This is a genomic window from Enterococcus sp. DIV0167 (genome assembly GCF_050541555.1).
GTDB lineage: Bacteria > Bacillota > Bacilli > Lactobacillales > Enterococcaceae > Enterococcus > Enterococcus faecalis.
On sequence record NZ_CP172933.1, the window covers coordinates 1822266 to 1842711 of the forward strand.

The 20446-nt window shown below is 36.4% G+C and carries 12 protein-coding genes; 3 read left to right on the forward strand and 9 right to left on the reverse strand.

Annotated features, from left to right (window positions below):
• Positions 1 to 23: 23 nt before the first annotated feature.
• The 5 genes from iolB to lepA form a co-directional block, all read right to left on the reverse strand.
• Positions 24 to 863, reverse strand: coding sequence for a 5-deoxy-glucuronate isomerase (gene iolB, locus IGM09_RS08760; RefSeq protein WP_002372122.1), 840 nt, complete (start codon positions 861 to 863; stop codon positions 24 to 26).
• A gap of 38 nt (positions 864 to 901) precedes the next feature.
• Complete coding sequence (gene iolD / locus IGM09_RS08765) at positions 902 to 2818, reverse strand: 3D-(3,5/4)-trihydroxycyclohexane-1,2-dione acylhydrolase (decyclizing) (RefSeq protein WP_010823829.1); 1917 nt, start codon at positions 2816 to 2818, stop codon at positions 902 to 904.
• A gap of 10 nt (positions 2819 to 2828) precedes the next feature.
• On the reverse strand, positions 2829 to 3863 hold the full coding sequence (iolC, locus tag IGM09_RS08770) for a 5-dehydro-2-deoxygluconokinase (protein ID WP_010823830.1): 1035 nt from the start codon (positions 3861 to 3863) through the stop codon (positions 2829 to 2831).
• Between the two features lie 158 nt (positions 3864 to 4021).
• Positions 4022 to 5038, reverse strand: a complete 1017-nt coding sequence (locus IGM09_RS08775) for a LacI family DNA-binding transcriptional regulator (RefSeq protein WP_033625067.1) — start codon at positions 5036 to 5038, stop codon at positions 4022 to 4024.
• Positions 5039 to 5223: 185 nt separating this feature from the next.
• Positions 5224 to 7059: a translation elongation factor 4 gene (lepA, locus tag IGM09_RS08780; protein WP_002362155.1), complete on the reverse strand. Its 1836-nt coding sequence runs from the start codon at positions 7057 to 7059 to the stop codon at positions 5224 to 5226.
• A 246-nt stretch (positions 7060 to 7305) separates the two neighbouring features.
• On the opposite strand from lepA, the gene IGM09_RS08785 reads away from it, so the two are divergent.
• The 3 genes from IGM09_RS08785 (at position 7306) to IGM09_RS08795 (ending at position 11060) form a co-directional block, all read left to right on the forward strand.
• Positions 7306 to 8526 carry a GNAT family N-acetyltransferase gene (locus tag IGM09_RS08785; protein WP_002356813.1) on the forward strand — a complete coding sequence of 407 codons (1221 nt, stop codon included), beginning with the start codon at positions 7306 to 7308 and terminating at the stop codon, positions 8524 to 8526.
• 23 nt (positions 8527 to 8549) lie between these two features.
• Positions 8550 to 9026, forward strand: a complete 477-nt coding sequence (locus IGM09_RS08790; RefSeq protein ID WP_010713229.1) for a nucleoside 2-deoxyribosyltransferase — start codon at positions 8550 to 8552, stop codon at positions 9024 to 9026.
• A gap of 210 nt (positions 9027 to 9236) precedes the next feature.
• Positions 9237 to 11060 (forward strand): hypothetical protein, encoded by a 1824-nt coding sequence (locus IGM09_RS08795; protein ID WP_229208082.1) that lies wholly within the window; start codon positions 9237 to 9239, stop codon positions 11058 to 11060.
• 32 nt (positions 11061 to 11092) lie between these two features.
• On the opposite strand, the gene clpB is transcribed toward IGM09_RS08795, so the two are convergent.
• The 4 genes from clpB to IGM09_RS08815 all read right to left on the reverse strand — a co-directional run bounded on the left by clpB (position 11093) and on the right by IGM09_RS08815 (position 20274).
• Positions 11093 to 13699 (reverse strand): ATP-dependent chaperone ClpB, encoded by a 2607-nt coding sequence (gene clpB / locus IGM09_RS08800; protein WP_002362158.1) that lies wholly within the window; start codon positions 13697 to 13699, stop codon positions 11093 to 11095.
• Positions 13700 to 13970: 271 nt separating this feature from the next.
• A complete protein-coding gene (locus tag IGM09_RS08805) occupies positions 13971 to 14342 on the reverse strand; it encodes a DoxX family protein (protein ID WP_002359784.1) in 372 nt (123 codons plus the stop codon).
• 187 nt (positions 14343 to 14529) lie between these two features.
• Positions 14530 to 19179 (reverse strand): WxL domain-containing protein, encoded by a 4650-nt coding sequence (locus IGM09_RS08810; RefSeq protein ID WP_085443017.1) that lies wholly within the window; start codon positions 19177 to 19179, stop codon positions 14530 to 14532.
• Positions 19180 to 19212: 33 nt separating this feature from the next.
• Positions 19213 to 20274: a DUF916 and DUF3324 domain-containing protein gene (locus IGM09_RS08815; RefSeq protein WP_029677175.1), complete on the reverse strand. Its 1062-nt coding sequence runs from the start codon at positions 20272 to 20274 to the stop codon at positions 19213 to 19215.
• Positions 20275 to 20446 lie beyond the last annotated feature (172 nt).

Consider the following 20446-nt stretch of genomic DNA (forward strand, 5'->3'; position numbering starts at 1 on the left):
AAAGTCTACTTATTTTTTTATTTCTAATTGTTAGTCAATTCGTTCCGATTTAAAATCCACTCGTGTTTTTTCTCGTTATGAAACTTCCAAATTCGTTCAGGTCCTGCCATCACATTTAAATAATAAGAGGTGTAACCATCTGGCACGCCGACAGGATGATATCCCTTAGGTACCTCCACAACATTTTGATGCTCTACAGTCATCGTTTCATCTATAGAACCATCCTCTGTATATACTCGTTGAAAAACAAAGCCTTGCTCTGGATTCAGCTCATGATAATACGTCTCTTCTAAATAAGATTCGTCAGGTAAATTTTCTTGGTCATGTTTGTGTGGTGGATAGCTAGAAAAGTTACCACCTTCAGTGTAGACTTCAACCACCAACAAACTACTGGCAGTATCAACATTGTCTGGTAAAATGTTATGCACTAGTCGTTTATTCTGATATATCCCTCGTTTTTCAACCGTATTTTCCTCAGCGGTAATCACGTGCACTGGCAACGTTTTTTTAGCTGGCGAATAACAAAGGGCCAAACGAACAGTGTCAGAAGTTGCTATTAGTTCAAACGACGTTTTTGCTGGGATATAGATACTATCTGTCGGAATTTTTTCAAAAACAGAGGTTCGTTTACCTAAATTCTCGTACCATTTATCGCTCACCTTAACATTGATTTTGCCAGTTAATACGACGATACAAACTTCCAGTTCATTACCAGCTTCTTGATACATTGCTCCATTATCTAATTCAAGAACTTGAAACTCAATATACTGTAAATCAGTGTTGTTTTTTCGAATATTTTGAACTTGTCGAACACCGGGAGCTAGTTCTTTTATCAACGGTTGATGTTTCAATGTTTTTTTCAATTCATTCGCTCCTAACTTTTTGGTTGTATGACGAATACCTAATATTTTCTAGCAGTTGCAAGTTTTTCTTTTTTAACTTGGTATGCTTCTTGAATCGCTGGTTTTTCTGATACTTCAGCAACACCGACATTCCACCAACTACCATCGTAACCAGCAGTCATCGTTTTAGGAAGAACATTTATTTCAATCAATGTCGATTGCGTTTGGTTTTTCGCGTCGACAATCGCCTGTTTTAGTTCTTCAATCGAATGGACTTGATACGCTTTGGCACCATATCCTTCAGCGATTTTAGCATAATTGATATTCATAATTTCGCCTTTTGTATTTCTAAATTCCGTCCCTTGACTTACGCCGCCATTCTCCATTTGCAGATTATTAATGCATCCGAACCCAGAATTATTGAACAGAACAATATTGATTTTTTTGTCATATTGTAATGCAGAGACCAGTTCGCTATGCAACATCAAAAAACTACCGTCACCGACTAATGCGTAAACCTCTTGATTAGGATTAGCAAGCCGTACCCCCATTGCACCAGCAATTTCATAGCCCATACAAGAATAGCCATACTCTAAATGATAAGTATTTTCCTTTACAGGATTCCACAATCGTTGCATATCGCCTGGCAATGACCCTGCCGAACCAATCACAATCGCATCATCTTCGACAAAATCATTCAAATGAACGAAAACCTCTGTTTGTGTCAGAGTTGTATTCAAAGAATCAGCATAATCATTTAAAATATCCTGTGTAAAGTGGTTTTTGATTTCCGGATCAAAATCTTTCCGTTTAAAATGAGTTGTTTTTAATCGCTCCCGCTCTTTCACCCATTCGTTCTTCAGTTCAGTGATTTTTTCACCATAAGCCGTTCGATATCCTTCTATCATTGGCAGAATTCCTTCTAAGGTTGCTCGAGCATCTCCCACAATTTGAAACGCTTCCATTTTGTAAGTCTGTGGTCGACTTACGTTAATATTTATCATTTTTGATTGTTCAAAATTAAAAATACTTTTTGATGCAGTGGTAAAATCCGTATAACGCGTGCCAATTCCAATAATCAAATCCGCTTGCTGAACAGCTTTATTAGCAGCTGAGGTACCTAAAATTCCCAAGCCTCCAAGATTATTTTCAAATTTCCATGAAACAGTTGATTTACCAGCATGTGTTTCAACCAAAGGTATCTGATGAACTTGAGAAATTTTCTGAAGGCTCTCACCTGCTTCTGAATACTTGCAACCGCCCCCCACAATAATTACTGGGTGTTTACTATCCTTTATCAAGTGACTAGCTGTTTCAAGCTCACGAATTGTCGGCATCCGTCGATCGATATAATGAACTCTTTTTCTAAAAAACTCTACTGGATAATCATAGGCTTCTGACTCAACATCTTGTGGCAAACAAATGGTGGCAGGTCCTGTAGTTGCAGGATTGGTCATAACTTCAAATGCCCGTAGCAATGCTGACATCAGTTGTTCTGGCCGATTAATACGATCCCAATAGCGAGAAACTGCTTGGAAAGCATCGTTGGTAGAAAAAGTTACACTTGATTCATGTTCCAACTGCTGTAATACGGGATCTGGTTGCCGAGTAGCAAACGTATCTGCTGGCAGAAACAATACAGGTATATTATTAGCGAAGGCGGTTCCAGCAGCAGTCAATAAATTAGCTGAACCTGGACCTGCAGACGCTGAAACTGCGAATATTTTCTTACGTAAACTTTGTCTAGCAAAAGCGATAGCAGCATGAGCCATCCCTTGTTCGTTTTTTCCACTGTAACTTTTTAAATGTCCCGGATCTTGTTCCAACGCTTGACCAATCCCTAAAACATTCCCATGACCATATACATGAAAGATTCCTTCCACATAAGGTGTTTCTTTTCCATCAATGCTAATATATTGTTGATTCAAAAATTTTAATAATGCTTGTGCTGTCGTTAAACGAATCGTCTTTTCCATTTTATCCACCTTAAATCCTAGCGATCATTTCGCCGTATATTTCCTTCTCCAGTTTAATGAACTCTTTTACTTCTTGCGTCGTTGGTAAAGAATCTGAGCAATTGTTACTTTTGACCATCATCGAAGCTTCCGCTGAGCCAAACTCCAAGCAATCGATAATTTCCCAACCTTCAAATAAACCATATAAAAATCCAGCTGCATAGCCATCACCGCCACCAAATCCCTTGCGTGCCTCCACTGGAAATGGTTTAATTGAAAACTGTTGTTGATCTGCTGTATAAGCTGTTGAGCCTTTCATCCCGTGTTTAATAACGACTATTTGAGCGCCACAATTATGCCAAAAAACAGCGCTTTCATTATCTGTCATATTTGGTTGAATCAATCTTTCAGTTAAATCAAATTCTTCTCTCGAGCCCATAATAATATCTGATTCTTTCGCAACTATTGAATAATAAATAGCGATTTCATCCACATTTTTCCAATTGTATTCTCGATAGTCTATATCAAAAATAATTTTGACGTTGTTTTTTTTCGCTAACATCACAGCTTTTAACACGGCTTCTCTTGAAGGGCTTTCCGCCAAAGCAGTCCCTGAAATTAATAAGGCTTTTGAACGTTTCAAATAATCTTCATCGATATCTTCGACACTTAGTTGTAAATCCGCAGCTTGGTTCCGATACATTAAAATACTACTTTCTTTAGGTGATAGCATTTCTGTAAAAGTCAGACCCAACTTTTCGCCATGCTGCGCTTTACTTATCTGAGAAGTATCAATGCCTTGCTCATTAAAATAATCAATAACATATTCTCCAAACTGGTCATCGGATACTTTCCCAATGAAGCCAGCTTTCATCCCATGTTTGGTGATACCCACGGAAATATTTGCAGGAGAACCTCCCACAAACTTTTCAAACATATGAACATCTTTTAAAGGCTTAAATTCTTCTTTAACTTGCTCATTATAGGCAGGGTTAAAATCGATAGCCACTCTACCTAAAAGAACTAGATCAAATTCTTTTGATTGATCAAAGCTAATATAACTCATAGATCCACCTCTTCTTCGTTCTTCTATTATTTACAAACGAATTATAGCACGCTTTCAAAATGCGTGCAACATTAAATTAGCACATTATATTTGCGTGCATTTTAAAAGAACGCAAAAAAAGAAGCATGAATTGCTTTACAGCAAGATTCACACTTCTGTTAAAGATTATATTTTGTTTTAATAATGATATCTGTAAATAACATCTCTTCTGTCATAAATTTATTATTCTGTAGTTGATTCGCTAATAATAGTAAAGAACGATAGCCCTGCGTAAAACCATCTTGATCAATTAGAAAATCAACTTGATTTTTTTTCAGCATCTCGATATTTTTCTCAGTTAAATCATAGATAATCACATACGGTCTGTCTTTCCCTGCCCTTTTTTTCAACACACGAGCAATTCCTGCTTGACCTCCTGAAAACACAACGACACCTTTTAAATTAGTATAGTTCTCTAATGTGTCACTTAAAATCTTTTCGACTTCATCGCTCGAATCAAAACTGCTTTGAACACCTGTTAATTTCAATTGTGGAAATGACTGTTTCAATTCTTCAACAAAACCAGCAACTCGCAAACTATTCACACTATTTCCAAAATATCCAGTAATAGCTAGGACATCTCCCTCTCCTTTTGTCAACATTCCTAATAATCCAGCAGCTGTCTTCCCGCTTTTAAAGTTATCCATTCCGACAAAGCATTGACGTTTACTACCAACAATGTCCGAATTGAATGCGATGACCTTAATGCCTTGTTCCGTAAGCTGATTGATTTTTTCCCTAATCGCCACACTATCAACTGGCATGATGGCAATTCCTTTTACACCAAGTTCTAACAAGCGTTCAAGTGCCTGTAACTGCGCCGCTTCATCGACCCCGTCTATTTCCTCTAAAAAGCAATCAATATTTCTTTTTTTTAGATCACCTATAACTGCTTGTAAACCTGATCGAATTGGAATCATAAAAGAAGATTTTGCCAATTGTGTCACAACACCTAATTTGATTGGTTCTTCTTTGGCCATCTTTTTTTTCTTCGGAACATAGTTCATTTCTTTCGCTATTGTTTTAATTTTTTCAGCAACCTCAGGATTGATTCGGCCGCGATTATTCAATGCTCGATCCACAGTTCCCCTAGATACTCCTGCTTTTTCAGCAATTTCTTTTATTGTTCCAGCCATTTGTTCTCTCCTTATTTACTTGATTTGCAAAATTATTTTGATTATTTATAAGCTTTCGTATGTATATTCTATCACAATATAAAAAAGCACGCAATTTTGCGTGTTTTATTTTAAAATGTAGTTTACTTTAATTTATATTTTCAAAAAAAGCACCTCAGCTCAGACTGAGGTACTTTTTTAATAAGTTATTTTTTCTGATCATCTTCATCCATTTTCAGAACCGCCATAAAGGCTTCTTGAGGAACTTCCACGGATCCAATTTGTTTCATCCGTTTCTTCCCTTCTTTTTGTTTCTCTAACAATTTACGTTTACGAGAAACATCGCCACCATAGCATTTAGCCAGTACGTTTTTGCGTAAGGCTTTAATATCTGAACGAGCCACAATTTTTTGACCAATCGCCGCTTGAACTGGGACTTCAAACTGTTGACGTGGAATTAGTTTTTTCAGTTTCTCAACAATCGCTTTACCACGCTCAAATGCGAAATCTCGGTGAACAATAAAGCTTAACGCATCCACTTTTTCAGCATTTAATAGAATATCCATTTTCACTAGGCGGCTAGTACGATAGCCAGCCATTTCGTAATCTAAGGATGCATAGCCTTTTGTACTTGATTTCAATTTATCGAAAAAGTCAAACACGATTTCAGATAACGGAATTTCATAAACTACGTTTACACGATAATCGTCTAAGTAATCCATTGTAATGAATTCGCCACGTTTACGTTGTGATAATTCCATTACTGCTCCTACATAATCGTTTGGCACCATGATTTGCGCTTTAACATAAGGTTCTTCCACAGATTCAATCGTTACTGGTTCTGGAAATTCAGCTGGGTTGTCAACAACAACGGTTGTTCCGTCTGTTTTATTAACATGATAAATTACGGACGGTGCTGTTGTAATTAACTCTAAATTAAATTCTCGTTCCAAACGTTCCTGAACAACATCCATGTGCAGCAAACCTAAGAAACCACAACGGAAACCAAATCCTAAAGCTTGCGATGTTTCCGGTTCAAATTGTAACGCCGCATCATTTAATTGTAATTTTTCTAATGCTTCCCGTAAATCATTGTAGCGCGACGTATCAATTGGATATAAGCCACAATAAACCATTGGATTCATTTTGCGGTAGCCTGGTAGTGCTTCTGCTGCTGGATTGTCGGCCAAAGTCACTGTATCCCCGACCCGTGTATCTTGAACCGTTTTAATGCTAGCGGTGATATAACCCACATCACCAACCATTAAATAATCACGAGCAATTGGTTTCGGTGAAAAAACGCCGACTTCTGTTACATCAAACGTTTTACCATTACTCATCATTTGGATTTTATCCCCAGGACGAACGACACCGTCAATTACACGGATGTTTAAAACGACCCCCCGATAACTATCGTAAATAGAGTCAAAAATCAAAGCCTTTAAAGGAGCCTCAATATCGCCTGATGGAGCTGGTACATACTCCACCACTTGTTCTAAAATATCTTCAATCCCAATCCCTGCTTTTGCACTTGCTAAAACAGCTTCCGATGCATCAATTCCAATTACGTCTTCAATCTCTGTCCGAACACGCTCTGGATCAGCGGCGGGTAAATCAATTTTATTAATAACAGGTAAAATTTCTAAGTCATTATCCAATGCCAAATAGACATTTGCTAGCGTTTGCGCTTCAATTCCTTGCGCCGCATCAACAACTAGAACAGCCCCCTCACAAGCTGCCAAGCTACGAGAAACTTCATAGGTGAAATCGACGTGCCCTGGTGTGTCAATCAAATGGAAAGTATAGGTTTCACCATCTTTGGCTGTATAGTTTAATTCAATTGCGTTTAATTTGATGGTAATGCCGCGTTCTCTCTCTAAATCCATTGAATCAAGTAATTGATCTTGCATTTCTCGACTGCTAACTGTATTTGTTTTTTCCAAAATCCGGTCGGCTAAAGTTGACTTCCCATGGTCAATGTGGGCAATGATCGAGAAATTACGAATTTTCTCTTGTCTTGCTTTCATTTCTTTATTGTTCATTTTTTGCCTCATTTCTTTTAAGAAAAGCTAGCTCCCTGCTAGCTTCATCAATCAATTGTTATATTTTAGTTGCCTTTTTTATCAAATTATCATGTTTAAAGGTCTAGGATAATCAGCACTTTTCATTATACCAATTTTTGAAGAAGATTTAAAGCACTTCCCTTTTATTCTTTTGGTTTCGAAAGGCTAACAGAGTTTCGAAAAATTTGGTATACTAAAAACAGTAAATTTATTGGAGATGGAAAAATGGATGAACAAGAATTTCGAAAGCAACTGACCTTAAAGCCTGTTGAGGAAGAACACATTGATCAATTTAATGAACTTCTTTCCTATGTTTTTCAAGTAACTGAAGCGGATATTGAAGAAAGTGGTTTTGAAAACAAACGCGCATTTATCAAATCAAAACAACCGATTTTAGAACTTTCAAAAGTATTTGGCTGGTTTCACGAAAATCAATTAATTTCACAAATTGCTATCTATCCATGCGAAGTCAATATCCATGGTGCTTTGTATAAAATGGGCGGCGTTACTGGTGTCGGTACCTATCCTGAATATGCCAACCACGGTTTAATGAAAGACTTGATTCAAACAGCATTAGAAGAAATGCGCCAAGATAAACAGTGGATTTCTTATCTTTTCCCTTACAACATTCCTTATTATCGACGTAAAGGTTGGGAAATCATGTCCGACAAGTTATCTTTTAAAATTCGGGATACGCAATTACCAAAAACCGTTCCTGTTCCAGGAATGATTGAACGGTTAGCTGTCGATCACCCAGACGTCTTTGATGTCTATGCGCGATTCGCTCGTCAAAATCACGGCGCGCTCATTCGTAGTGCCTTCAACTGGGAAGAATATTGGCGTTTCGAAAACGAGGAAGAACGGACTGCTGCTGTCTATTATGGTGCCAATCAAGAACCTTTAGGAGTACTTTTCTATTGGGTGGCCGATGAGGTATTTCATATTAAGGAAATGTTTTACTTGAACCAAGAAGCCCGAAATGGCTTGTGGAATTTTATTACTGCGCATTTTTCGATGGTTTATTGGGTCAAGGGCGATATCTATAAAAATGAACCACTAGCCTTTCTTTTAGAAGACAGCCAAATTAAAGAAAGCATTGAGCCCTATTATATGGCTCGAATTGTTGATGTCAAAGCCTTTTTAGAAAATTTTCCTTTTGAAAGTACAGCTAAGCCCTTCCATTTTGTCGTTAAAGATCCTGTTGCTGAGTGGAATAATGGTATTTTTGGCTTAATTTGGGATGAAAATGATCAAGTAACCATTACGGATGAACCTTTAGGTACCGCCGTTCACTTAGATATTCAAACACTAACTTGTTTAGTCATGAATTACCGACGCCCTTCGTACTTACATCGAATTGAGCGCATTGATACAGATAAAGAAACTTTAAATTCTTTGGAACGGATTTTTCCTGACCAAGAAGCTTATTTCAGTGATTATTTCTAAACCCTTGGATTGGAGACAGACAAATGACAAAAATTTATTTTGCAGGACCTTTATTTTCGCAAGCTGACTTACGTTATAATGCCTATTTAGTCGAACAAATTCGACAATTGGATAAAACAATCGATCTTTATTTACCACAAGAAAATGCGGCGATTAACGACAAATCTGCTTATGCCGATAGTAAAATGATTGCCTTAGCAGATACAGAAAACGTCCTTGCTAGCGACTTATTGGTTGCTTTATTAGACGGACCAACCATTGATGCGGGCGTAGCTTCCGAAATTGGTGTTGCTTATGCCAAAGGAATCCCGGTGGTTGCCCTTTACACAGACAGCCGCCAACAAGGTGCTGATAATCACCAAAAGCTTGATGCTTTGAACGAAGTCGCTGAAAATCAATTCCATTATTTAAACCTTTATACAGTTGGTTTGATTAAATTGAATGGTCGGGTTGTTTCTTCAGAAGAGGACTTGTTGGAAGAAATTAAGCAACGATTGTAAAAGTATATATTATATATAGGGCAAAAGAAAAAACTCAAAAGTTAGTCTAACTTTTGAGTTTTTTTCTTTCTAATCCTTACTTTTTTATTTCTTATTTTCAAAACTTAAATTAAGAGACAAAAATATTATTTTAAACTAATTGTCTATGTATAAAGGATATTTTAAGCTATAATAGTTATGATTTTACATTTTACATTTGGGGGTTTATACATGTTTCGTTTTATTATTGGTATAACTGCTTTTATTTTAAGCTTTGTCGGTTACGGCATATATCTAAGAAAAAAAGAAGTGCCACGTGACTTTATTCCTATTATTATTTTCTCTTCAATAATTGTAGCTATGTTTTTAGGCGGTCTTCTTAACATTCTAAAAGTCATGATACTTATTATTATTTTCAGTGGTATATTCTTATTGTTATTTGATTTTTGGAAAAATAAAAGTATTCGGCGATCTTTAAAAGATCTATTATCACCAGGTATACTTTTTTTCCTGTTATTTAGTTTTATTTTCTTTCTTGTTAGTCGAAACAGACTATTCATACATTACGATAATTTTTCACATTGGGCTTTAATTGTTAAATCAATGTCTCTGACAAATAGTTTTCCTAATTTTAAAACGGATGTCATAATGTTTACTTCTTATCCACCAGGATCGGCTGTTTTTATTTATTATTTTATTAAATTAGTTGGCGTCACAGAAAGCAATGCTATTTTTGCACAAATATTATTAATTTTAGCTTCCATAACGACCATCTTTAATTGGAAAAATATTTTTTCTACCAGCTTTTCGCAAAAACAAAATAAAAATGTTAAAAAACTACTAGTATTCTTTTTGGCTGTTTTTTCATTTTACTTGTTTAAAGGCCCAACTTCTCTAATGGATCTTTTGGTAGACAATCTATTGCTGCTTTTGGGAACAGCAACCATGAATATTATTTTTTATTACTATCATGATTTCAAACGCGGCTTAATCCTGTCAAGTCCGTTAATGATTAGCCTTTTACTAGTGAAAAATAGCGGAGTTATTTTCATTGGATTAAATACTATATTTTTACTAATAAGTTTTTGGAATTGCTATGTCTTAGGGAAAGAGCGTTGTACAAAAAAAGAACTGTTCCAATTTTTATTACTCTTACTAACGCCATGGATTTCTTTTTTTCTTTGGCTACGCCATACAAAATATGTATATCCAGATGGAATGTCTGGGAAGCATGATATGAGTATTGCTTACTATAAAAAAATATTTTCAGAAAAAAGTTTTTCAGATATTGTTGAAATAAGCAAACGGTTTTTACTTAGAATGTTCTCCTTTACAAGCTCAAATTTTCTATACGAATTGTTACTTTTCATTATAATTGCACTAGGGATTGCCTTCTATCTTAATAAAAAAACTGCTATTCCGATTAAAACATTAAAGCTACAAATTATCAGTAGTTTGGTTTTATTTTTAGGTTATATGTGTATTTTGTGGGCGATGTATCTTCTTTCTATGCCGACTCCAGAAGCTTTAAACTTAGGAAGTTTTGATCGTTACGCTGGAAGTATTTTTAACTTTCTAATTGCTTTTATTATTGTGCAACTGCTGTGTTATATAGCTAAAACAGACAATTATAAAATTATCATGACTTCCTTGTTATCATTAACGCTATTGTTCTCCTGTGTTATATTTGTTCGAATTTCTGATTACTCATCAATCTTTTTAAGTAATCGTTATCCAAATAGCTTACGCGAACAAATAGAGCAAGCCTTACCTAATTCAAAAAATGCTTTAAAAGACAGAGACACTTCACATTCATATGCTGTCTATTCACCAGCCAGCAAAAATGATGCTGGTTACTCAGGTTTCTTTTTACGATATAAATTATTTAATAAAAATTCTTCTGTAATTTATGATTTAAATGATTCTTCTACTTTTAATGATAAAATTAAAGGTAAGGATTACTTAGTTGTAGTGAAAGATGATCCTAAAATCTTGGAATACATTCAACGTAATAATTTAACTAAAGTAGAAAATAACACGTATAAACTTCAGTAAAAAAAGAACGAGCGAATTCGCTCGTTCTTTTTTTATACTTCTTCTATCGGTTCATTTTCAAAAACTAATTGATTGTCTAATAGACTAATCGTGACTTTTGTTTTTGGCATTACTCGACCAGAAACAATTTCTTTTGCTAATGGTGTTTCGACTTCGCGAGTAATGAAACGTTTTAACGGACGAGCTCCATAAGCTGGCTCATACCCATTTTCAGCAATCCACGTTTTAGCTTCATCAGTGATTTCCAACACAATTTCTTGTTGCTCTAAACGATGAGCAAGTTGTGCGGTCATTTTACCAATGATTCCTTTCACATTATCCAAGCTTAATGGTGTAAATAAAATAGTATCATCAATTCTGTTTAAGAACTCTGGTTTAAAGTGTCCTTTTAGAATATTCATGACTTGATTTTCAACTTCTTCTGGAATTGTTCCTTCAGGTGTCACACCTTCCAATAAAAGCTGAGAGCCGATGTTACTTGTCATAATTAAAACCGTATTTTTAAAATCAACGACCCGACCTTTAGAATCTGTCAAACGACCATCATCTAAAACTTGTAATAAGATATTAAAGACATCTGGGTGCGCTTTTTCAATTTCGTCTAATAAAACAATTGTATATGGATTTCGACGAACAGCTTCTGTTAACTGACCACCTTCTTCATAACCAATATAGCCTGGAGGGGCCCCAACCAAACGAGACACGGCATGTTTTTCCATGTATTCACTCATGTCAATCCGTACCATATGATCTTCAGAATCAAACAAATCTTCAGCTAAAGCTTTAGCAAGTTCTGTTTTACCAACACCAGTTGGTCCTAAGAAAAGGAACGAACCAAGTGGGCGATTTGGATCTTGTAAGCCTGCTCTTGAACGAATCACCGCATCACTAACAGCATCGACGGCTTCATCTTGACCAATCACACGTTTGTGTAATGTTTCATTCAGTTTCATTAATTTTTCTCGTTCGCCTTCAACTAATTTTGTCACAGGAATGCCGGTTAAACGACCGACCACTTGCGCAATTTCGTTTTCAGTAACCGATTCTTGTACCATTTTAACGTTATCTTTGGCGTTCTTTTCTTCCAATTCTTTCAATTCATGTTCTAATTGCGGAATTGTTCCATGACGCAAAACAGCAGCTCGTTCTAAATCATAATTATTTTCAGCATCTTCTAATTCGTGTTTTGCTTTATCAATCTCTGCACGTTTGTTGGAAACCGCATTAACTTCTTCTTTTTCCGTTTCCCATTGCATTTTCATTGAGTTGGCTTCTTCACGCAAATCTGCTAATTCTTCTTGCAAGTTGGCTAACCGTTTTTTACTTGCATCATCCGATTCTTTTTTCAAGGCCGCTTCTTCAATTTCTAGTTGCATTAACCGACGTGTTACTTGATCGAGCTCTGTAGGCATCGAATTCATTTCCACTCGAATCGTTGCGCTTGCTTCATCGACTAAGTCAATCGCTTTATCTGGTAAGAAACGATCAGTAATATAGCGATCGGATAAAGTAGCGGCAGCAACTAAAGCATTGTCATGAATATTCACGCCGTGGTGAATTTCAAATCGTTCTTTTAAGCCACGCAAAATAGAAATGGTATCTTCTACTGTTGGTTCTTTGACTAATACTTTTTGGAAACGACGTTCTAAGGCTTTATCTTTTTCCATATATTGGCGATATTCATCAAGCGTTGTGGCACCGATTAAATGCAATTCACCACGTGCTAGCATCGGTTTTAATAAATTCCCGGCGTCCATACTGCCTTCAGTTTTACCAGCTCCGACGATATTATGAATTTCATCAATGAATAAAATGATTTTGCCATCACTTTTTTTCACTTCTTTTAAAACAGCTTTTAACCGTTCTTCAAATTCGCCACGGAATTTTGCTCCCGCAATTAAGGCGCCCATATCTAAAGAAAAAATAGTTTTATCTTTTAAGTTTTCGGGAACATCTTTACGAACGATTCGTTGTGCTAATCCTTCAACAATCGCTGTTTTACCAACACCTGGTTCACCAATTAAGACTGGATTATTTTTAGTTTTTCTTGATAAAATCCGAATAACGTCACGAATTTCTTCGTCACGACCAATGATTGGATCTTGTTTTCCTGCTTTTACTTGTTGTACTAAGTCAACACCGTATTTTTCTAGTGCTTTATATTGTTCTTCCTGGTTTTGAGAAGTCACACGATCTCCTCCTCTCATCTCTTCAATATTTTTTCTTAACTCTTTTTCTGTAATGCCTTGTTGCATTAAATATTTTGTTAAACGATAATTTTTCAATTTCATTAAAGCTAAAAGTACAATTTCGGTTGATAAAAATTCATCTTGGAATTCTTCTCGAAGTGAATCAGCTTCTTGCAATAAATGGAACAAATTTTGACTTAAATTTTGACCATATTGCACATTACCGCCTGCCACACTTGGATATTCATCTAACGCGTTATCTACTTCTCGTTCAAATGCGTCAACATCTAAACCAGCATCTGTGTAAAAATTACGCCCAAAATGGTTTGGTTGAAGAAAAATTTTCCATAAATGTGCGATATCAATTTCTTGATGTTGCCGTGTCACCGCAACTTTTTGAGCTTCAGCAATCGCCTCTTGTAGCGTTGTTGTCATTTTTTCAATATTCATAAACGATCCCTCCCGTTTATTGTTTTGTCTTTTTTTATTTTAACATTCTTTACAATTATTATTATCCGACTTTTGATGGATTTCTTCAAAAGTTAAGGTATTCGTAAACCTTATAAATTTATTATACCTTATTGGTCAGTAAAGGTCAATAAATAAATTGACCTTTTTTGACCTTTTTGATAAAAAAAACCTAAAACAGTTAAATATCACTGTTTTAGGGCTTTTTTCGCAATAACAACTAGTTTGACCAACTCTTTATTACATTGATTTATTAAAAATAAAGTTTTAACGTAAGATACTTTTTATCGGCATAGCTAACCAAAATAGCCAAACTGGTTATTGCTAAAAATAATTCGTACTCATAACCACTAAAACCACTTGCCAAACCAAAAGAAAAAATAGCTCCGACTAAAACTGCTATGAATCCTACTGATACCAATGGAATTAAAAAGCCAATAATCATAAATAATCCACCAATTAATTCAATTGCCGCTACACCATACACGAAAAGGCTTGGCAAACCAATACTAGCAAAAAACGCTAAAGTATCTTCCAATGACGTTACTTTCATCACTCCATGAATTAACATCGTCACCCCTAGCCAAATTCTAATCACTTGAATGCCTCGTTGTTGTTTATCCATACTTCTCCTCCTTTGTTTGCATTAAATAGCTAATGTAACTATTTTAGTTACATTATAAAGGATAAATAGAAAAAAGTATAGAAAAAAACAAACGTATTTAACAATACGTTTGTTTTTTAATGTTACTGTAAAACTTATATTTTTTCTTAATACAATTAACTTTCCTTTCAAGTGAAACATACTAAGATTAGACTACATCGTCCAATGACCAAGTTACTGTCGATTGATATACTTTTGATATTTCTCCTACATTTGCAGGCACAGTTAATTTTATCTCTTCAAAAGGAAAATATAGTTGCCAAGTTCCACTTCCTTGTGCTCCAGTTGCTGTGATTATTGATTGGGCTGTTGCACCCGATCGAAAAGCTTGAGAACCTAACATCGGTCCATTGGTAAAACCAGTCGTTACTGATTCCTCAGCTGTATTAGCATATTGAACTTTTTGAAGCTGAGTGTCCGCAAAGTTTAAGGTAATTCCTTCTCCTTGTGGTAAAGATTTACCAGTTTTATCTTTAAATTCAGATAAACTAACGTTTAATTTCCAACCTGTGCTAGTTGGTCGATTATCTTCTAGACGTAACATAAAACCAGCTTGTTGTAATTCGGGACTTCCTACATAGCTAGCTGAATTTAGTCCATAACTTTTTGCCGTTGGCGAAATCGTTTGTTTGCCAAAATCAAACGTACTTGGTGTCCCCATCAATACAGGTCGTTGCCCACTCCATTTCGCATATAAAGTTACAGTCCCATTATTAGTAGCAGTTAATGTCGAAATTATTTGTTTATCCGTATAGACAACTGCACTTGTCCGTGTCCTTGACCAACCAAGGAACGTATTACTCTCTTTCGTAAAGGTGTTGGCTGGTAATGGCTTGCCTGTTCCATAAATAAAACTAGCGTTAGGCATAGTACCAGTTCCCCCATTCGCATCAAACTTTACGGTATAAGCGTTCCCCTTCCAAACAGCATAATAGGTCTTAGCTGAGGCATAATTAACGAGAGGGTTTGTTGTAATATCTGGTGTTGTGGCACTGGCTGTTGTAGCCCAACCTTGAAAAATATAGCCTGTTCTTGTTGGCTTCACAACCGTGCTTAAATTAACTACTGTCCCAAAAGTATAGGCTTTAGCAGCCGTACCACCCGAGCCCCCATTGGCACTAAAAGTCACATTCACTGAGATTGGTTCCCAAATAGCTTTCAGAGTTATTTTTGTGGTAGTTGACGTAGACGTAAAGCTAATCGTTGCTCCCGGTTGATATTTTTTGGTTGGTGTTTCAACATCTTGCCATTCTACAAAAGTATAACCACTAAGCGTTGGTTTGGCTGTTGGAATGACAATTTTGCCGGCATCATTCACATCTAACTGGATTGTTTGCGGAGAAGGTAAATCTTTCACTCCACTTCCAGGAACTGTAATACTCGGTAAATTTTGTTCATAGGCTACTTGAGCAAACTCTGTGCTAAAGGTAATTTCATCACTAACTGCTGTTAAAGTGGCTCCTGCCTTAGCTTCTTTAGCAGAATATTGAAATTGGTTAATTGCTTTTTGATTCTCTGCATCTGGCACTAAAAAACTCATAATCGCATCTAATGTCTCACTTGGTTTGATTGTCGTTGCGCCAAAATCGACATAGATTGCTGTGATTAAAGCTGAATTAGCGGGTTTAGTTGTAGTGAACCCTAAACTGGTTAGTTTAGTGGCATTCCACGCTTGCAAATCATTGTTAGCATAACTAGGCAATTGTGAGACAGGCTTAGTTGTATAGTAAGTTTTGGCTGTCCCATTATTACTGGTCAAGTTTGTAAACCCGATGCTGCCTGTTGAACCACGACCATCGCTAGAAGAAGGTAAAATATTATACAAGCGAACGTTATTGAAGTTTGTATTTCCAGAATTTTTAATGACCGTTTGCATTTGCGGGGTGCCTTTGCGATCTACCGCAAAGATATTCGTATTTGACCAAGCTTGCGTCGCGGAGCCACGAGCATTAGTAGCGCTGTCTAACTTAGAAGAATCCACAACAGAAAAGCCGACATTAAAAGGAGATGAGTTGATCTCGTAGCTATTTTCTTTCGTGTTGTCTACACCGATTTTTTTAGCCTCTGCAGCGGATAATTGAGTAAGTACACCATGAAAGAAATCAGTTGGCTTAGGGCTACTATAGGCGATATAAGGAATTTGATAGCTTCCAGAAGCAGCTGAACTATCCACTACAAATTCTAAAGGAATCCGAAAAAAACTAGCCTCTCCCGTTACTTTAGATTTATAAGCCGTGCTGGACGTCTTAAAACGATAATAATTGTAAGTTGTATCATTTGTAGCTAAGGTTTCAACGGTCACCGAAGCTGGATAGGTCACTTGATTACTCTCATCAATAAAATCTTTTTTCGTAGTCGCTTTTAAACGTAACTGTTTGGGAACTTTAATTGTAATAATGGGATTCTCCCAATCCCCAGAAGAAGTATCTGTATAGTAGCCACTATTTCTCCCGAGTATTTCATAGTTAACCGTGTCCCCAGGCAGTTTATTTTCACTATTAACACTGGTAAGTCTAGCAGAAACACGTAAGGCCACGCCTTTATTATAATATACTACATTATTGTTTAATTTAAGCTCTGTAGGAGTCCCCATTGCGTCTTGGTACTGCATTGTGGCTCCAAAGGTGATTGGATTAGTCATCTTAGAAAGTACTGTCCCATCTGGCCACCGCCCATTAGGCCAACTTTTGATTCGATATCGGAGTGCCATCCCATTGCCTGGAGGTAACGAATTGGCGGTTGTGCCATCGGTTCCCATAGGAATAATATCAATGGTTGAAATATACTCATTGGTTGCTAAAGTCGGTAAAGCTGGACTAAAGCTACCAGTCGTGGCAGGTGTACTGCTCCAAACAGAACGACTCGTTCCAGTTACAGCATTTTTAATATGATACAAAGGGCGATAATAGGCGGGGGCACTCACTCCATCAGTCAAACCTAAAATATATAAATTAGTAAAGTTTCCCTTAGCTGAGCCTGCAGTTAATTCTTGTAACTTGTATGTCACTCCTTGAATTGGTTTAGCGCCAGTATTCTTAATAGTAGCAGAGCGGTTAAATATCCCAGAGCTAAAAGCGTAAAAATTTCCAGCTGTCGCTAAATTATCTAAGTTATTAACTGTGTTAGTAGAACCTATAACAGTCGAATGATAGCCTGTTCCTGATAATTGAAAATCTGGCCGAGAACGTTTTACATAACTTTTCGTAGTGGTAAGCGTATTTATTTTCCCATTTAGGAATTTTACTTTCATTCCAAAATTAACAGAAAAAGTACTCCCTTCTGCATACGTTTTATTCAAAGTAACCCTTGTGTTAGTATAGGATAAATCAATTCGAGTTGCTGGGTTTTCTAAAATATTTGGTGAGAGAGTTACTAATTTCTGATAGTACCGAGTAAAACCCGCTGGCACACTAGGGTCTTGTGCATTTGTGATCCCTGTTTTTAATAATTTATTGGCTAAAGTTCCCGTTAATGTAGCTCCCGTGGGAATTTCAACATACACTTGATGCTCATAATTAGGGTCTAAATTCGCTCTAGCTAAATAATTAAACCGATAAGAGTTTGTCATAACAATATCACCATCAAAATAATTGTCATCACTAGGAACTGCGTAACCAGAAAGCACATATGAAGCACTAGAAACAGCCACATCAGTTTTTAACACTTTATTTGTCGCTGAACTTGCTATTTGTGTCCCCGTATTATCAAATACCTTCGCTTGGAGATTATTCCACACGATTTGTTCAGGTGGGATTTTGGCATCATAGACATTATTAAATTTAAAACGTAAATTAATCGTCTCTAAAGTTGTCTTGGTTTCTTTCAAGCGAATAATTAATTTTTTATTGGCCGTATCGTTTACATACGAAGCCACAATGGAGTTAGCACTAGGTGTACTAGGTGTCACCAACGAAAATATCGGTGCTGTACTATCAAAGTCTTTAAAAATCGGGTCACTTTTACTTGGATAAAAGCCATAAGGAAGCTCAATCGAAGTACCAGTGAGGCCCGCTTGGCTGATGGAAACTGGTAAAGAAACAGTTAAGTAATCTGGTGCTGTTCCTGTCGCAGGGTCAGTATATGTACGATAAGTGGCTGGTGCAGTCAAACCGACCGTAATCCCATTCGCTTTAGCGGCAATGTTTTTAGACTTAACGACAGGGTTGCTTTTTTCATTTTCCTTTGTTTGCTTCTGCTCACTACTCTTCTGGGTCTCTTGTGGCACTACTACTTGCTCTTTCACAATCGTCACGTCTAAATTATTAGCCAACGTTTCTTGGTTTTTATCTTTGACTGACAATGTAAAGGTTCCTGCTTTTGTTGTCGTTAACAGCAAGTAACTCTCCCCCAACTGGGCTAAGTCTCTTAAAACCAAGCTATGTTGTTCTTGATTATAAGAACTATGCTCCTGCAATTGTTGGTTCTTTTGGGGATTATATTGAATTTCCTGAGGCAATTGGATTTCCGCCCAGGTTGCATTGCTAATTATTTTTAGATAAAAATCCGCTCCGGCAGTTACTTGACGTTCTGATTCTTGTTGTGACCAAGTAAAGGAAACAGTTTCTACTTCTTTCGTTGCTTCAGTTGCTTGAGTTTTTTCAATTGAAGAATCGGTTGTTTCAGTTGTTTCTATCGTTTGCTTGGACGGTTCTGATAGCTTAGGTAATGAATCTTCAATAATTTGTTGCATTTCACTCGTTACTGTTGTTGACTCAGTCCCCTCAGCTAAGCCATTAATTGGTAAAATCATCGTGCCTAATAATATGACACAGATTAGATTAGTCATTTTCTTGTTCATAACCAACACCTGCTTTTCCTTTTTATTTCTTTACTATTTAGTTCTACTCTTTTTAAGATAAAAATAAATGCTAACTACAACGAGGACCATTGCACTACTCCCCACTAACAAAAACGGTTGCCTTTTTGCTGAAGGTGTATTCGTCGACCATTGTTTTATTTGCGTTTGTGTAATTGTAAAATCTTTTCGCCACTGCCATTCGCGATTACCAGCGCTTACTTGGCTGTGAACAGTATAAGTTCCCGCTGGCAGGACAACGTCATTCAATGGCAGATCCATAGCTAATAGCGAATTAGGTGCCACTGTCACATCTGCTTGTACTTTTTTTAGTAACTCTTTTGTCTGACCTTTTTTGGTTAACCAATTGGTAATTGTTGCTTCTTTCATAACTTTTGGTTGCCGATTTTGGTATGTTACTTGAACCACAGGTTGGCCAGCACTGATCGTTGTACCAACTTTTTTTAGTTGCAATTCTGCTCCTTCATCAAATGGTTGTTTATCTTCTGTCAACATGACGGAAATAGTATACGCATAGGTTGATGTAAACTGATTACTTGTTAATGATTCATCCTCTAATTGTTTAATAAACCGTAATGCGCCTAATTTAACTCCAGAAAATGGCTCTTTGGGTATTTTGATTTCATAATTCACTATTTTTTCTTCAAAGTTTTTTACAGTGACCGTAGCTTCCTTATTTTGCAAATGAACAATTTGTGTGATGGAATTTGTCAAACTAGAATCTAGTTTGGGGCTCGTCTGCGTATAGTCAATCTGTCCTTCCGTTCCGTTCACTGCATCATGAATACTTAAAGCGACAGTTACGGGCTCTTTTTGCAAACTTCTGATTTTCACTTGAATAATCTGCTGATTACTTGGCTGAACACCTAAATAAAAATAAGTTTGGTTCTTATCTAGCTGATTATCTGGTATCACACTTTCAACTGTGAAACCCGCCAGTGGCTGTGGCTCTGGTTGTTGGGATAAAGCAACTTCGAAGCGTAAAAAGATTAGATAACAGCTAACTATAAAACAGAGATAACAGAATATTTTTATTCCATTCCCCGTCGTTTTATTTGGGACTTGTGACAATTTCATTACAATCAACTTTCCCTCCATTCTTTTAATAATTATCGTTAATAGACTCATTATAGCTAAAGATACACAAAAAAAAATTTTGAATTTTTAAACCCATAATTAAAAAATGATATATGCTTATCCTATAAGGGTTTGATAGCGCTTTACACCTATGAAAACACCTAAATTCCAT

Excerpts from the sequence above, each read along its gene's own strand:
- iolD (WP_010823829.1), bottom strand. The coding sequence starts at position 2,818 with ATGGAAAAGACGATTCGTTTAACGACAGCACAAGCATTATTAAAATTT.
- iolC (WP_010823830.1), bottom strand. The coding sequence starts at position 3,863 with ATGAGTTATATTAGCTTTGATCAATCAAAAGAATTTGATCTAGTTCTT.
- IGM09_RS08775 (WP_033625067.1), bottom strand. The coding sequence starts at position 5,038 with ATGGCTGGAACAATAAAAGAAATTGCTGAAAAAGCAGGAGTATCTAGG.
- lepA (WP_002362155.1), bottom strand. The coding sequence starts at position 7,059 with ATGAACAATAAAGAAATGAAAGCAAGACAAGAGAAAATTCGTAATTTC.
- IGM09_RS08785 (WP_002356813.1), top strand. The coding sequence starts at position 7,306 with ATGGATGAACAAGAATTTCGAAAGCAACTGACCTTAAAGCCTGTTGAG.
- IGM09_RS08790 (WP_010713229.1), top strand. The coding sequence starts at position 8,550 with ATGACAAAAATTTATTTTGCAGGACCTTTATTTTCGCAAGCTGACTTA.
- IGM09_RS08795 (WP_229208082.1), top strand. The coding sequence starts at position 9,237 with ATGTTTCGTTTTATTATTGGTATAACTGCTTTTATTTTAAGCTTTGTC.
- clpB (WP_002362158.1), bottom strand. The coding sequence starts at position 13,699 with ATGAATATTGAAAAAATGACAACAACGCTACAAGAGGCGATTGCTGAA.
- IGM09_RS08805 (WP_002359784.1), bottom strand. The coding sequence starts at position 14,342 with ATGGATAAACAACAACGAGGCATTCAAGTGATTAGAATTTGGCTAGGG.
- IGM09_RS08810 (WP_085443017.1), bottom strand. The coding sequence starts at position 19,179 with ATGAACAAGAAAATGACTAATCTAATCTGTGTCATATTATTAGGCACG.
- IGM09_RS08815 (WP_029677175.1), bottom strand. The coding sequence starts at position 20,274 with ATGAAATTGTCACAAGTCCCAAATAAAACGACGGGGAATGGAATAAAA.